At 51.3% G+C, this 14770-nt stretch carries 13 protein-coding genes; 9 read left to right on the top strand and 4 right to left on the bottom strand.

The features are described from left to right. The 9 genes from QWF21_RS15495 to QWF21_RS15535 all read left to right on the top strand — a co-directional run. A partial coding sequence (locus QWF21_RS15495; protein ID WP_330088954.1) for an MBL fold metallo-hydrolase occupies nt 1–1346 on the top strand: 1346 nt, incomplete at its 5' end. A 26-nt stretch (nt 1347–1372) separates the two neighbouring features. Next, entirely contained in the window at nt 1373–2548 is a 1176-nt protein-coding gene (locus tag QWF21_RS15500) for a nucleotide sugar dehydrogenase (protein WP_330088955.1), read from the top strand. Nucleotides 2549–2682: 134 nt separating this feature from the next. Then, entirely contained in the window at nt 2683–3684 is a 1002-nt protein-coding gene (locus QWF21_RS15505) for an NAD-dependent epimerase (RefSeq protein ID WP_330088956.1), read from the top strand. Between the two features lie 134 nt (nt 3685–3818). Next, nucleotides 3819–4730 (top strand): UTP--glucose-1-phosphate uridylyltransferase GalU, encoded by a 912-nt coding sequence (galU, locus tag QWF21_RS15510; RefSeq protein ID WP_330088957.1) that lies wholly within the window; start codon nt 3819–3821, stop codon nt 4728–4730. 59 nt (nt 4731–4789) lie between these two features. After that, complete coding sequence (locus tag QWF21_RS15515) at nt 4790–6754, top strand: polysaccharide biosynthesis protein (protein ID WP_330088958.1); 1965 nt, start codon at nt 4790–4792, stop codon at nt 6752–6754. A 125-nt stretch (nt 6755–6879) separates the two neighbouring features. After that, on the top strand, nt 6880–7227 hold the full coding sequence (locus tag QWF21_RS15520; protein WP_330088959.1) for a hypothetical protein: 348 nt from the start codon (nt 6880–6882) through the stop codon (nt 7225–7227). Nucleotides 7228–7306: 79 nt separating this feature from the next. After that, the gene (locus QWF21_RS15525) at nt 7307–7975 is read left to right on the top strand and encodes a YjbF family lipoprotein (protein ID WP_330088960.1); all 669 of its coding nucleotides are present in this window, start codon (nt 7307–7309) and stop codon (nt 7973–7975) included. Continuing rightward, nucleotides 7972–8736, top strand: coding sequence for a capsule biosynthesis GfcC family protein (locus QWF21_RS15530; protein WP_330088961.1), 765 nt, complete (start codon nt 7972–7974; stop codon nt 8734–8736). The genes QWF21_RS15525 and QWF21_RS15530 overlap by 4 nt, the downstream gene beginning before the upstream one ends. Next, complete coding sequence (locus tag QWF21_RS15535; RefSeq protein ID WP_330088962.1) at nt 8736–10826, top strand: YjbH domain-containing protein; 2091 nt, start codon at nt 8736–8738, stop codon at nt 10824–10826. The genes QWF21_RS15530 and QWF21_RS15535 overlap by 1 nt, the downstream gene beginning before the upstream one ends. A 27-nt stretch (nt 10827–10853) precedes the next feature. Here QWF21_RS15535 and QWF21_RS15540 read toward each other — a convergent pair whose 3' ends face one another. The 4 genes from QWF21_RS15540 to QWF21_RS15555 all read right to left on the bottom strand — a co-directional run bounded on the left by QWF21_RS15540 (nt 10854) and on the right by QWF21_RS15555 (nt 14713). After that, entirely contained in the window at nt 10854–12020 is a 1167-nt protein-coding gene (locus QWF21_RS15540) for a polysaccharide pyruvyl transferase family protein (RefSeq protein WP_330088963.1), read from the bottom strand. After that, on the bottom strand, nt 12017–13351 hold the full coding sequence (locus tag QWF21_RS15545) for a flippase (RefSeq protein WP_330088964.1): 1335 nt from the start codon (nt 13349–13351) through the stop codon (nt 12017–12019). The genes QWF21_RS15540 and QWF21_RS15545 overlap by 4 nt, the downstream gene beginning before the upstream one ends. 23 nt (nt 13352–13374) lie before the next feature. After that, entirely contained in the window at nt 13375–14310 is a 936-nt protein-coding gene (ylqF, locus tag QWF21_RS15550; RefSeq protein WP_330088965.1) for a ribosome biogenesis GTPase YlqF, read from the bottom strand. A 103-nt stretch (nt 14311–14413) separates the two neighbouring features. Beyond that, a complete protein-coding gene (locus tag QWF21_RS15555; RefSeq protein WP_330088966.1) occupies nt 14414–14713 on the bottom strand; it encodes a hypothetical protein in 300 nt (99 codons plus the stop codon). Nucleotides 14714–14770: the final 57 nt, after the last annotated feature.

A 14770-nucleotide genomic window follows, 5' to 3' on the forward strand; every position in this document is an offset into this window, starting at 1 on the left:
CGTATCTGCTGCAGGAAGATTACAGTGTGCTGATTGATTGCGGCTTGTTTCAGGGCGATGAAGCAGGGCCGGGTGGTTCGGCCAGCGAGCCGTCGATTGATTTTCCACTTGCCGGGATCCGAGCTTTAATTGTTACCCATGTGCATATTGATCATGTGGGGCGTATTCCCTATTTGTTGGCGGCAGGTTTTCGTGGCCCTATTTATTGCACCAAAGCATCGGCGCTGTTGCTGCCTTTGGTGCTGGAAGATGCACTGAAAGTGGGCGTAACCCGTGATCCTGCCCTGATAGAAACCTTTTTGTCTTTATTGCAACAGCAAATTGTCGCGGTGGATTACAAACAATGGCTGGATTTGCCGCCAGCAGATGGCGTGCAGGTGCAGTGCCGCTTTCAGGTGGCGGGGCATATACTGGGTTCGGCTTATCTGGAGATCCGCCATCGTACATTGCCTGGCAGGCGCTGGTTTACCACGGTATTTTCCGGTGATCTGGGCGCGCCTTACACCCCCTTGTTGCCAGCACCGAAGCCACCGGCTGGAGCGGATGTGGTGGTGATTGAAAGTACCTATGGTGATAAACAGCATGAAAACCGTAAAGAGCGCACCAAGCGATTAAAACAGGCGTTACTGCACTCGTTGCAGGATAACGGCACGGTGATTTTTCCGGCCTTTAGCATTGGCCGCACCCAGGAGCTGTTGTACGAGTTGGAAAGCCTGATTCACCGGTTAAAAGGCCAGTCCATCCACCGGCACTTGCGCTGGGATGAGCTTAAGGTGATTGTCGACTCACCGCTGGCAGCCCGCTTTACTGCGGCTTATCGCCAGCTGAAAGACTGCTGGGATGACGAAGCCAAAGCCAAAGTGGCGGCAGGGCGGCACCCGCTGAGTTTTGAGCAATTAATTACTGTGGACTCGGTGGCCGAGCATCAGCAGTTGGTGCAGCGGCTTAGCCAAACCCAAATGCCGGCTATTGTGATTGCCGCCAGTGGTATGTGTCAGGGCGGCCGGGTGGTCAATTACTTAAAGCAAATGCTGCCCGATCCGGTGCATCAGGTGATCTTTGTTGGCTATCAGGCCCGCGGTACTCTGGGGGCGCAGTTGCAGCGCTTTGGCAACCGCCCCGGCGCTTTTGTTACCATGGATGGCGAACGTATTGCGCTTAGGGCAGAGATTATATCCTTAGGGGGCTATTCTGCCCACGCCGATCAGCAAGGCTTGCTGAATTTTGTGTGCCGGATGCGCCGAAAGCCAAAACAGGTCCGTATTGTGCACGGTGATATGCCGGCAAAACTGGCATTGCAGCAAGCGTTTTCAGCTTTAGGTGTCCATGCTATTATTGCGCGCTAAATTTTGCTAATGATAGAGTGCTGAATATGCCAGCTTTACGTATTGCTGTAGCAGGTACTGGCTATGTCGGCTTGTCCAATGCCATGTTGTTGGCTCAGTTCCACCAGGTAGTGGCGGTGGATATTGTGCCGGAAAAAGTAGCCTTGCTGAATGCGGGCAAGTCGCCGATTGAAGATAGCGATATTAGTAGCTTTCTAACGCGCGACGATTTGCAATTTAGCGCTACTTTGGATAAACAGTTGGCTTATGCCAATGCAGATTTTGTTATTATTGCTACGCCAACGGACTACGATGCCGAGACCAACTATTTTAATACTCAGAGTGTTGAGGCCGTGATCCAGGATGTGCTGGCAATAAACCCCAATGCCTTGATGGTTATTAAATCTACGGTGCCGGTAGGCTATACCAAAGCCACTGCGGCCCGGTTTCAAACGAACAACCTTATTTTCTCGCCCGAGTTTTTGCGGGAAGGTAAGGCGTTGCACGATAATCTTCACCCATCGCGAATTATTGTGGGCGAACGCTCCGAGCGTGCCCGGCAGTTCGCTGCTTTGCTGCAGCAGGGAGCCGTGAAAAAAGATATTCCGGTGCTTTTTACTGATAGCACTGAAGCCGAAGCTATTAAGCTCTTTTCCAACACCTACCTCGCGATGCGGGTGGCTTACTTCAATGAGCTTGATAGCTATGCCGAGAGCCATGGCCTGGATAGCCGGCAGATCATTGCAGGGGTGGGGCTGGACCCTCGTATCGGTAGCCACTACAACAACCCCAGTTTTGGTTATGGTGGTTACTGTTTGCCGAAAGATACCAAGCAATTGCTGGCCAATTATCGCGATGTTCCAAACAATATGATTCAGGCCATTGTCGATGCTAACCGAACCCGCAAAGACTATATCGCTGATTCCATTATCAAGCGTGCTCCCAAGATCGTTGGAGTGTATCGCTTGGTAATGAAATCGGGCTCTGATAATTTTCGGGCATCTGCGATTCAGGGCATTATGAAGCGCATTAAAGCCAAAGGTATTGAGGTAGTGGTGTACGAGCCGGAGTTAAAGCAAAGCGAGTTCTACCACTCCCGGGTGATTCGGGATTTGGCTGAGTTTAAGCAGATGGCGGATGTCATTGTTGCCAACAGGCGCAGTGAAGCACTGGCCGATGTGGCAGAGAAAGTCTACACTCGCGATTTATTTGGCAGTGATTAGTATGATGTTGAATGTTGAATGTTGAATGTTGAATGTTGAATGTTGGGTGTTGAATGTTGAATGTTGAATGTTGAATGTTGAATGTTGAATGTTGGGTGTTGAATGTTGGGTGTTGAGTCGGCAGGAATTGTGAGATGAAATTTTTAGTGACTGGTGCTGCCGGTTTTATTGGCTTTTATGTGTGCCAGCGTTTGCTGGCTGCTGGCCACCAGGTGGTGGGGCTGGATAATCTGAATGATTATTACGAGGTGCAATTAAAGCTGGACCGTCTGGCTCAGCTTGAAACAGCGGCGAATTTTACTTTTGAAAAGCTGGACCTGGCTGATCGTGTGGGCGTCGCTGATTTGTTTGCCCGGGAAAAGTTTAACCGGGTGATACATTTGGGCGCTCAGGCTGGGGTCCGTTACTCACTGGAAAACCCGCTGGCTTATGCCGACAGCAATCTGATTGGTACGCTCACCATTTTGGAGGGCTGCCGCCACCATCAGGTGGAGCATTTGGTGTATGCCTCGTCCAGTTCGGTTTATGGTATGAACAGCAAAATGCCGTTTAGTACCCAGGATCGGGTGGACCATCCGGTATCCTTGTACGCGGCCACGAAAAAGTCCAACGAGTTGATGGCTCATACCTACAGTCATTTGTATGGCATTCCTACCACAGGGCTGCGTTTTTTTACCGTGTATGGGCCATGGGGCCGGCCGGATATGGCCATGTTCCTGTTTACCAAAGCCATCGTGGAAGGGAAACCGATCAAGGTTTTCAATCATGGCCAGATGCAGCGTGACTTCACTTACATCGATGATATTGTTGAGGGCATTCTGCGTATTCAGGATAAGCCGCCGCAGTCTGATGCCGACTGGAACGGGCAAGATACATCGGCAAGCAGTGCGCCCTATAAGATTTTTAATATTGGTAACAACCAGCCTGTGAAGTTAATGACCTTTATTGAATCGATTGAGCAAGCACTGGGGGTGGCAGCGGTGAAGGAATATCTACCGATGCAGGATGGTGATGTTCCGGCAACTTTTGCCGATATTGATGACTTGCAGCAGGCTGTTGGCTTTAAACCGGCAACGCCGATTGAACTTGGTGTGCAGCGTTTTGTCGATTGGTACAGAATGTATTATGAATGTTGAATGTTGAATGTTGAGTGTTGGATCGTCGGTGAGGCTTTTAGTTTTAGTATAGTTGTGGTTTGCTTCTGATGATTTTGGTGTTTTGAATTCAACATTTAAAACCCAACACTCAACACTATTAAAGAGATGGTGCTATGAAAAACAATATAGTTCGTAAAGCAGTGATCCCTGTTGCAGGCCTGGGCACCCGTATGCTGCCTGCAACCAAAGCTATTCCAAAAGAAATGCTGCCTGTGGTGGATAAGCCCTTGATTCAATATGTGGTGCAGGAATGCATTGCTGCGGGCATTAAAGAAATCGTTTTGGTAACACACTCGTCAAAAAACTCCATTGAGAATCATTTTGATAAAAGCTTTGAACTGGAGTCCATGCTGGAAAAGCGGGTGAAACGTCAGTTGCTGGATGAGGTGCAAAATATTTGTCCCAAGGATGTCACCATTATGCATGTCAGGCAGGGGGAAGCCAAAGGGCTGGGCCACGCGGTACTTTGTGCCCGGCCATTGGTGGGAGATGTGCCTTTTGCGGTTGTACTGCCGGATGTGTTGATTGATGGTTACGACAGCGATTTAAAGCGTGATAACCTGGCACAAATGGGGCAATTATTTACCGATACCGGTATTAGCCAGGTGATGGTCGAGCCGGTACCGATGGAAAGTGTTAGCAGTTATGGTGTTGCCGATGTGGAAGGGCACAACATGCAAGCCGGTGGATCCGTTGCTATGTGTGCTATTGTCGAAAAACCCGACCTAGATGAAGCACCATCGAATTTATCGGTGGTAGGGCGTTATGTGTTTACCCCGGCTATCTGGGAAGCGCTGGCTTATACGCCGCTTGGAGCCGGCGATGAAATTCAGCTAACGGATGCCATCGCTATTTTGATGAAAGAGCAGCCTGTTAATGCTTACCACATCATAGGCCGCAGCCATGATTGCGGTAATAAGCTGGGTTATATGAAAGCTTTTGTTGAGTTTGGCTTGCGTGATCCTGTGCTGGGACAACGCTTTGCCGATGCTATGCAGCAACTGCTTGCTAAGCCGTCATCCTAACCCTGAGCCAGGGCCTTGTTACCAGCGTTCTGGCTTAAATCGTGGTTCACGCATATACTATGCGAGGCAATAACCCCGAGGAACTCACTTTGCTCAGCTGGATTTTAAGTCTTCCGCGTTCTTTTAAGCGTGTTTTTTCTGTTTGTGCGGATACCCTGTTTTTGCTTGGCTCCTTTATTGGTGCTTACTTTCTAACCCAGAATGGCAGCCAGGTTGCAATAGCCGATATTGCGCTGGCTTTTAGTATTTCATTGCCGGTTACCCTGTTTATTTTTACCAAGCTGGGGTTGTACCGGGCGGTGATCCGCTACATCGGTCAGCATGCCCTTGGTGCTGTGCTGGCTGGTATTGTATCCAGCGCTTTTATCCTTACCTTGTTGTTTGCTGTTTTCCGGGTAGAAGACAAGGGCAACCTTATTTTTGTCTATGCGCTGCTGGCGCTGCTTAGCTCTGGTGGCAGCCGCTTGCTGGTCCGAATGTTTTTGGATCAGCGCAACAATGCCCGTAAAGAGCGGGTGCTGATTTATGGTGCCGGCTCTGCCGGGCGGCAGTTGGCGATGTCTTTATTTAATGGCGAGCAGTTTCACCCGGTGCTCTTTGTTGATGACGACTCGACCTTGCAGCGTTCAACCATCATTGGTATTCCGGTGGGCAACCCGGCGCATATTGCCAGTTTGATCAAAGCGTACAGCGTGAATCGTGTTTTACTGGCTATTCCTTCTGTTGGGCGCTCGCGCCGGCGCGAAGTGCTGGACCAGTTGGAGTCTTTGCCCATTCCGGTGCAATCGATACCGGCAGTGAACGAGTTGGTCGATGGCAGCATGCGGATTGATGAGCTGCAGGATGTGCGGGTGGAAGACTTGCTGGGGCGGGATCCGGTCGAGCCCAAGCTAAAGCTGATGCATGCACATATCCGCGGCAAAGTTGTGATGGTGACTGGCGCTGGTGGCTCGATAGGCTCTGAGCTGTGCCGCCAGATTATCCAGTACGAACCGAAGGCGTTGATCCTGTTTGAGCTGTCGGAGTACGGTTTGTACAGCATAGAGCAGGAGCTGGCCACACTAAAGCAGAAAAATGACTACGAGGTCGAGTTAAAAGCCATTCTGGGTTCGGTGCAGCAGCGCGATCGGGTTGCAAGCGTAATGCGCTGCTTTGGGGTCCAAACCGTCTACCATGCTGCTGCTTATAAGCATGTCCCTCTGGTAGAGTTTAATATTGTTGAAGGGGTACGTAACAATGTGTTTGGTACCTGGCATACGGCAGAAGCGGCCATTGCCGCCGGGGTAGAAAATTTTGTACTGATTTCTACCGACAAAGCAGTGCGCCCCACCAATGTGATGGGCGCGTCCAAGCGCCTGGCCGAGCTGGTGTTGCAGGCTTTATCGACCCGGCAACAAAGTACCCGTTTTTGCATGGTGCGCTTTGGCAATGTGCTCGGTTCGTCCGGCTCTGTGGTGCCGCTGTTTCGCGAGCAAATCCGCAAAGGCGGCCCCGTTACCGTGACTCATAAAGATATTATCCGTTATTTTATGACCATTCCCGAGGCCGCCCAACTGGTGATCCAGGCCGGCGCTATGGGCAATGGGGGCGATGTTTTTGTGCTGGATATGGGCGAACCGGTCCGTATTTCCGAGCTGGCCCGGCGTATGATCCATCTGATGGGGCTGGAGGTAAAAGATAGCAACCATCCGCATGGCGATATAGAAATTCGTTACACCGGCTTGCGCCCGGGCGAGAAGCTGTACGAAGAGCTGCTGATAGGCGATAATGTCCGCAATACCGACCACCCGCGCATTATGTCGGCGCTGGAGGTTTGCATGAGTTGGCCAGCGGTAGAAACATTGCTGGCGGAGCTGGAGTATCACTGTGCGAACTTTGCGGTACAGGATATTGTGCAGTTGATGAAAGTGGCACCGACCGGCTTTAATTACAAAGATGCCTGCTGTGACCTGGTATACAGCCAGCCTGCCCAGACCATTGATGACACGGCGGTAGTCGCCAGAATTCACCCGCAGTCGGCATGAATTGTGTGGTACCTGGTGTAAGCAGCGTTTTAATTTTATGCGCTGCTGTTTGCAATTAGCACTTGAGTTTTACGCTGCTTTCAGATAGTCTTTGGCTATGAAATCCAATAATTGAGGGATCTTAAATGAAAAAAGTATTTGTAAGCACGGCAGCTGCTGTTTTGGCTTTAACTATGGGCACAGCTGTTGCTCAGGATCAGGCTGGCGGTTCGTCTTCAGGCGCTTTTGGCGAGATTAGTGCTACTACTATTGCTGCTGGTGCTGTTGGTGTTGCTGTAGCTGCTGCTGTGATTTCAAACAGCCGTGGTACTACTGTTAACCCGGAAGAGCAGGTTGCTACTTGTGACGATGGCAATGTACCAACCCGCCCGGATGGTTTTTGCTTGAAAGAGGAAGTGATTACTGTGACTGGCACTGGTACCACTACCTTCACTCAGTTGGTAACTTCTACTTACGCGCCAACTGTTAAGTAAGCTGTTAACGTTATCCCGATTAAGCCGCTATTCAGCGGCTTTTTGTTATTTTGCAGAAAAGTTTTCAGGGATCATGCCTGTGCGTTTGCTTTGTATGTTTGCGATGGTTGCTGTACTTGCCAGCTGCAGCGGTACCAGCCGGATTTATTACCAGGATTTTAAGGCCGCACTATCCAGGCCAGCGGATGCCAACCTTAGTTTGCAGCAGCTGCAAAGCAGCTCATTTGATTCCTTGTATTTTACTCGTGATGACGGGCCTGTGCTTTCATTGGCATTGGCTTTTATTGAGCATGGCCAGCAAAAGTGGGTATCGGCAGACAATGCTTACCTGATTTTACAGCATGGCCGGGTCGTTCGTACCGTTGGCTTTGCCAGCGATTTACACCACAGTACTCATATCAGCGGCGATCCTTTGCAGTATGGCCCGGATCAGCTTAAGCAGGCTGCCCCCTGGTTGCGTTTAACCGATTGGACCGATGCCAGCGGCCTGCCGCTGCAGTCGGTGTTTACCGAGGCCGAGCCGGAATTTCTGAACTTGCTGGAGCAGCAGATTGCCTGCCGGGTTTTTGTCGAGCGTGTTACCGCCATTGACAGTGCTGAGCAGTTTGAAAACCATTATTGGTTTGATGCTGCCACCGGCACTTTATTGCAAAGCCGGCAGCAGTTACGGCCACAGGGCCCGGTGTATACCATGACCTTTATCAGCCGTTATGCCCGATTAGTTAGCCCTGCCGGAGCTGATTTATGATGCGATTGTTCAGTGTCACAGCAGTGCTGCTGTGCTTGTTGTTAAGGCCCGTGGTGGCAGAAACCGCTGCAGAGGCGGTACCTGTGGTGACTGTGGCTGTGCAGGGGCAGTTGCTGCAATTTGAGCAGCGTCCCCGCTTGTTGGATGTACTGCAGCATGCACAGCTTGATGAGCGTACTTACTGGCCGGCGGCCCGGTTGTACCGTGACAGCCCAGGCTTGATTGAGCAACAGCAGCAATTTATTGCCGAATTGCAGCAGTTGCAGCAGCACTTCCTGGCGCGCAAGCAACGCAAGCAAGCCAATGCGGTGCATGCGCTGTTAGTGCAGGTTCGAAGCTGGCAGTTGGCTGAGCCGGTGATGGTCCCTGTGGATCTGGATCGGGCCCGGGCTGCACTGCAGCACAATCCACGACTGGATGCAGGCCATTATCTGTTGCAATTACCAGTACGGCCACAATGGGTTTACCCGGCCGGGCTTTACCAGGAGACGGCACCCTTAGCTCATAAGCGCCTGTCGATGGTGGGTGCATACTTAACCACAGGGTATCGCCTGCCTTTGGCCGATATTAACCAGGTACTCTTGCTGCAACCCGATGGCAGCCAGCAATGGGTTGGGGTTGCCTACTGGAACCGGCAACGGATTGCAGTGCAGCCTGGAGCACAAATTCTGGTGCCTTTTGGCCCCAGAGCTTTACCGGCTAAGTATCGGCACCTGAACCAGATGTTGATTGATTTGGCCATGCACAGGGTGTTTGAGTGATGAAAAAAGACGTTTTCTCGATGCTACCTGCCTTGTGGTTGTTGCCTGCTGTTGGCTTAGCGGCAGCTCCGGTGCTAGCGTCCGAATTTTATTTATCGGAGGCCGTGCATGGCGGTGTTGGCTTAATTCAAACACCGACTGCCCGTATGCAGACCGATGGCAGTTTTCGCTTTAATTACACCGATAACGAAGAATACCGTTTCTGGAGTGCCAGCCTGCAGCTGTTTCCCTGGATGGAATCGACCATTCGTTATACCGATGTCCGCACTATATTATACAGTCCTGTCCCTGGCTTTAGTGGTAATCAAACATACAAAGATAAAGGTATTGATGCCAAGTTTCGTTTGCTGAAAGAGGATTACTGGTGGCCGGAACTGAGTGTTGGCTTTCGGGATTTCGGCGGTACTGGTTTGTTTGAAAGTGAGTTTGTTGCGGCCAGCAAACGGTTTGGCCCCTTTGATCTGCATCTGGGGATGGGCTGGGGTTACTTAGGTACTGCCGGCAATACCCGCAATCCGTTTTGCGATGTGCGGGAGTCTTTTTGTCAACGCCCCCGCGGATTTTCCGGCCAGGGCGGCAAGATTGATTATCAGCGCTTTTTCAAAGGTCCTGCCTCTTTATATGGGGGTATCGAATACCAGACGCCATGGCAGCCACTGCGTTTAAAACTGGAATACGAAGGCAATGATTACAGCCGGGACAGAGCAGGGGAGATGCGCCAGGACAGCCGTTGGAATATTGGCGCTGTGTACCGCTGGAAAGACTTGGATCTAACCGCCAACTACCAGCGAGGCAATACCTTTGGCTTTGGTTTTAGTTATGGCTTGAATTTTCACAGCATCCGGCAGATGAAAATTGATCCACCCCTACGACAGGTGCCGGAAAGTCAGCACATCACTATGGATACCATAGACCGGATGCAGTTTAGTGCCATGCTGCAACGGGAAGCTGGCTTTGTGGTGACGGAAATTACTTTGGCAGAGGATGTAATCACGGTAGCCGGCTACCAACTTCAATACAACGATCAGCTTGTGGCCACCGAGCGGGTCGCGCGCGTATTGGCAGCAGAGTTGCCACGAAGTATTGCTGAATACCGCATTGTCGAGATTGAGGGGCCGCACCCAATGGTGGAAACCCGGGTTAATGCTGCCGACTTTATTGCCGCAGTTACCCATCAGAGCTTGAGGGTGGATGTCCCTTCCACCTTTACCCGGTTGGATCCTGTGGCCAGCGGCGCTTATACCGATAACCGCAGGGCTTCGTCCATCAACTATGGCCTGGAGACCTTCTGGTTGCAAAGCTTTGGCAGTCCGGAAGTGTTTTTTATGTACCAGGGCGGTGTGATGGCCTCGGCCGGCTATTCGTTTACTCCACGACTGTCGCTGCAATCCACCGCCAAAGTAACCCTGCTGGAGAACTTTGATAAGTTTAATTTCAAAGTAGATGCACAAGAGAGTACCGTGCCGCGGGTACGGACATACGTACGGGAATATGTCACCCGCAGCAAAGTCACCATGGAAAACCTCTACCTTGGCTGGCAGGCTAACCCTGCTTCCAACTGGTATATGCAGGCCTATTCCGGCTATTTGGAGTCCATGTACGGTGGTGTTGGTGGTGAGGTGTTATTCCGCCCTGTCGATAGCAATCTGGCTGTTGGTTTTGATATCAACTGGGTAAAACAACGCTCTTTTGAAAATGACTTTGATTTCAGAGATTACAGTGTGGTGACCGGTCACGCCAATATTTACTGGCAACCTGATTTTTTTGATGATGTGCTGCTGACTTTTAATATCGGTCGTTTTCTGGCTGGTGACGATGGCGTTAAGGTCGACTTTTCCAGACGCTTCCAAAGTGGCATTGTGGTGGGCGCTCATGCCGCTATAACCAATATGTCGTCGGCGGATTATGGAGAAGGCAGTTTTACCAAAGGCTTTTATGTGTCCATTCCGTTTGATTTATTCTCGCTGCGCTCGGCCAGAGGTAAGGGGATGATCCCTTGGGTACCTATTGCGCGGGATGGTGGCCAGCCGTTAAATCGTCCGGTCAATCTAATTGACATAACCGAACGTCGCTCACGCTTCGGAGGTTAACGGCGTCCGTTTTAAGACAGCTACCGGTTAGTCAACCGGTAGCTGTTGATAAAGCTGTTGCCACATCTGTTGGTTTTTCTGCAGTAAGATCTCTTTCCGTACTTTCAGTTCTGCGCAGGCGGTTGCCTGGTCGGCCAAAAGCTGGTTGATGCTTTGCTGTATGCTTGCCGGAGTCAGGGTTTCAATGCAGTACGCTTCCATGCCAAAATCCTGCATCATCTGACGGTACTTGTGGCTCCAACTGGTGGCGATGCAGGGCACGCCCTGGCTCAGTGCATTGATGGCACCGTGAAAGCGTGAGCTGACCACCAGGCTGGCTCCTCCGATGTATGCTTTGACGGCCAGCGGGTTCGTAATCTCGACCACTTCAGCATGTTGGGCTCTGGCCTGAATATGCTGGCACAATTCGGCGTCTTCCTTGCCTTCATGGTTCACCAGTTTCACCGCATAACCGGCTTGATGCAGTTGATCGGCTGCTTGCACAAAAGCGGCCAGGTAATCATCTTTTAACTGGTCGGCATTGGGGTGGTGATAAGGTGAAATCACTTTGTTATTCGGGATCAGCGCTGCATAGGGGCTGGCCGCGGCAGGCAAGGCTTGTGGGCTCAAGCCAACGGTAAAGTCAGGTGATTGGATCACGTGCGCTGGTAAGGGCGACAGGCAGGATTCCAGATGCTGTCGTGACACTGCGTCACGTACAAAGAGCAAACGGGCATGCTGAATAATGGTTCGCATCGCGGCTTTGCTTTCTTTGCTTTCAAAGGGGCCAAAGGCTTGCGGCATAAAGATAAAGGGTTTGCCTGCTTTGGCGAATCGTTCTACTTCCCGGGCGGTGTTTTGTAAAAACTGCAGTGGCCACTGGTCGCCGTAGGCAAAACCACTGGCTTCGAGTACGGCATCTACCTGTTGCTCTGTCACCATACCATAACGGTTAAACAGCCGGATCAGTGGGCTTGGCAAGCGGCTGATCCAGTGCGTGAGATCAATGGACTTACGGCGGAATGCCAGTTTTTGCCAGGCGCCCAGCCTGGCTCGCTCCGGGTAGGGCAGGTTAGGGCCGGGTGACAGCACCAGTTCCATATTTTTCACGTTCTGCAGGCCTTGCAAGCAGGCCAGCAGCATCAGGTAGGCCCCCTTGTTACGAAACTGCACACCTTTAATTTCAATGCGATAAGGGGATTGTTGCTTATTCATTCGAGATCCTTTGCTGTTGCTACGGCGCGCTTGTTAAGCACCTGCCAGAGCTGTTTGCGGGTAGTCGCGGAAAAGAACAAAAAGAAAAAAGAGGCGTAGGCGTAGGCGATCAGAGTTGCCCAGGCGGCGCCCTGGATCCCCATGATGGGGATTAGCCACCAGTTCAGGCCAACATTAAGCAGGGCGGCAATGCCGTGGCTGAGCAAGGATAGCGGCTCCTGCTCGGTGATTACCAGGTGTTGGCTAATCAGGTAGCGCACAAAAATGAAACAACCGGCCCAAATATGGATTTGCAGCACGGCTATGGCGGGGGTAAATTCCGCGCCAAAGAGACCAGGGATCAGCCAGTGGGATGCGGCAGTCATGACCAGAGCAATCACTATGGCCGCCGCCAAAAAGATCCCGGCAAAACGACGTAATCTGGCAAGGTAACCTGGCCAGCTGTGCTGATAGGCTTTGAGCATATCCGGGTAATAGCGGGCAGCGAGCGTGGCCGGGAATACATACCAAAGTTCGGATAAACGACTGGCTGCGGCATACAAACCGGCTTGTTCGGTACCGGCCATGGCTCCCAGCATCACCAAATCAATTTTCAGGTAAATGACAGAAACAATGCCAGACAACCAGAGCCAGCTGGAGCGCTTTAAGAGTGCTTTGGCCTGCGCTAACCGGACGTAGCGAAAAGAAAACCCCGGCCAGGTGGTGCTGCTGTCTTGCCAGGGTTGTTGTCGGCGACGGAACAGCAGGTACTGGCTGAGCCCAACCAGCAGAAATTCAACCGATGTCATCCAGATCAGGCTGGCGATGCCATAGCCATGAATTAATAAGGCCAGTTTGGCAGCAAAGCTGACACAGGTAATGGCAATTTTTACCAGTGCCAGGCTACGAAAGGTACCCTGATAGTTCAGGTAAAACTCGAACAGCAACAAGCCGAAAAAACTTTGCAGCACAAACAGCATGGGGATGGCTATTGCTGTATGCCCTTGCATCAGCTCGGGGTAGAACCAGCAAAATAAGGCAATCGCAACCAAAGCCGCCAATAAGGCGGTTGCCAGTCGCAGCGCAACCGCGGTATACAGCAAGCTCATGGCACTTTCGCTGCTCGGTTGCTGCTGCATACGCCGCACGACGATGTTGTTCAGGCCCATGCTGCCGATAGGGACCAGAAAGGCACTCCAGGCCATTACAATGGCGAAGACACCGAGCTCTGCAGCTCCGAGCATCCGGGCCAGCAGGATGGTGAGTACAGCACCGGCAGCTAATTTTACCAGTTTGTCTCCCAGCATGATCACAGCCCGGGCTTTGAGTATCTTGGTCAGTTTGGATAGCATGATAAGGCAGATTGTCCCAGGTTTTAGCGGTATTTCTTTTTAGCGCGTTGCTGGCGTAGTTTTTCCCGCTCGGCTTTCTCGACCGCTTTGGCGGCAGCTTCCTGCTCTGCATCGGCACATTCCTGTTGCACCATCTGTGGTGTTTCCAGGGTTAAAGGCCCTAGTTGGCCGGTGCGGATATCGCCAATCAGCAAGGTGCCGGTTTTTTGCAAGTCAACCACACCGCCTTTGCGCATACAGCCACGTTTGGCACCTATTTGATCCATAAGTTCCAAACCTTCGTTGGGTAATTCATCCAATTGGTAGCGCGCCTGCAAGGCTTGTGGGTAGTGTTTTAATAAATAATCGGCGGCAAAAAGAGCGATATCGGCATAATCAAAGGCTGTATCTTTGATGGCGCCGGTAATGGCCAGCCGATAGCCGCAACTGGCCGGACTTAACTTGGGCCAGAGAAATCCCGGTGTATCGGTGAGGATCACATTCTGCTCCAATTTGATGCGCTGCTGGCTTTTGGTAACACCGGCTTCATTGCCGGTTTTGGCGATGGTGCGGCCCGCCAGAATATTGATAAAGGTGGACTTGCCGACATTGGGAATACCCATAATCATGGCCCGGGCCCCTTTAAGGGCCAGGTTTCTGTCTGGTAACAGCTGTTCGCACAGATCGAGCAGACGCTTAATGGCATGTGGTTCATGTTGGTTGGTTGGCAAGGCGGCAATGCCACGCTCTTGCTCCAGATGCTGTACCCACAGCCTGGTTAACTCCGGATCCGCCAGATCGGCTTTATTCAGGACCTTGATGCAGGGTGTTTCTTTGCGTAATTGGCTGACCAGTGGATTTTCACTGGAGTAAGGAATACGGGCATCGAGCATTTCAATGATGATATCGACCTGAGGCATAACCTCAGCGATTTCTTTGCGGGCTTTGTGCATATGGCCCGGGAACCAGTTAATCGACATAGTCTGGGTGAACTTGGTTGGATTCAGGATGCTTCAGTATACTGGATTCACCCGACAGGCAAAACCAGACTTGGTGTTTGACAGCTTGTGAACTGAAAATAAATCAGAAATAAGATAATAACGGGTACAGCAGAGCAAAGCTTGCCATTAATGGCAGGGTCAAGCCGGTATTCATTAAGACTGTTTTTAAGCGGATCACGCCCCACTGTTCAAACAACATTACAATCAGTCCAAGGCCACAGAGCGGCATTAAAATCTGTAAACTGGTTGAATGAAAGGCTTGTTCCAGCCCGGGAAATAACCAGGTCGCTATTGGCTGACCTACTGTTGTCAAAAACAGCAGTAGCAGCAGCAGCACGATGTGCCAGGCTGTAAACTGAGGTTGTGACTCTAGTGGCTCCATGCTTCACCTAATCTTGCTTGAATGGTCCTTCAATTCTAAGGGGCCGGTCAACGCTTT

Origin of the sequence: Alkalimonas mucilaginosa (assembly GCF_036327005.1) — a bacterium.
Taxonomy (GTDB): Bacteria; Pseudomonadota; Gammaproteobacteria; order Enterobacterales; family Alteromonadaceae; genus Alkalimonas; species Alkalimonas mucilaginosa.

Bases quoted from the DNA above. Each gene is read 5' to 3' on its own strand.
- QWF21_RS15500 (WP_330088955.1), top strand. From the start codon at position 1,373: ATGCCAGCTTTACGTATTGCTGTAGCAGGTACTGGCTATGTCGGCTTG.
- QWF21_RS15505 (WP_330088956.1), top strand. From the start codon at position 2,683: ATGAAATTTTTAGTGACTGGTGCTGCCGGTTTTATTGGCTTTTATGTG.
- galU (WP_330088957.1), top strand. From the start codon at position 3,819: ATGAAAAACAATATAGTTCGTAAAGCAGTGATCCCTGTTGCAGGCCTG.
- QWF21_RS15515 (WP_330088958.1), top strand. From the start codon at position 4,790: ATGCGAGGCAATAACCCCGAGGAACTCACTTTGCTCAGCTGGATTTTA.
- QWF21_RS15520 (WP_330088959.1), top strand. From the start codon at position 6,880: ATGAAAAAAGTATTTGTAAGCACGGCAGCTGCTGTTTTGGCTTTAACT.
- QWF21_RS15530 (WP_330088961.1), top strand. From the start codon at position 7,972: ATGATGCGATTGTTCAGTGTCACAGCAGTGCTGCTGTGCTTGTTGTTA.
- QWF21_RS15535 (WP_330088962.1), top strand. From the start codon at position 8,736: ATGAAAAAAGACGTTTTCTCGATGCTACCTGCCTTGTGGTTGTTGCCT.
- QWF21_RS15540 (WP_330088963.1), bottom strand. From the start codon at position 12,020: ATGAATAAGCAACAATCCCCTTATCGCATTGAAATTAAAGGTGTGCAG.
- QWF21_RS15545 (WP_330088964.1), bottom strand. From the start codon at position 13,351: ATGCTATCCAAACTGACCAAGATACTCAAAGCCCGGGCTGTGATCATG.
- ylqF (WP_330088965.1), bottom strand. From the start codon at position 14,310: ATGTCGATTAACTGGTTCCCGGGCCATATGCACAAAGCCCGCAAAGAA.
- QWF21_RS15555 (WP_330088966.1), bottom strand. From the start codon at position 14,713: ATGGAGCCACTAGAGTCACAACCTCAGTTTACAGCCTGGCACATCGTG.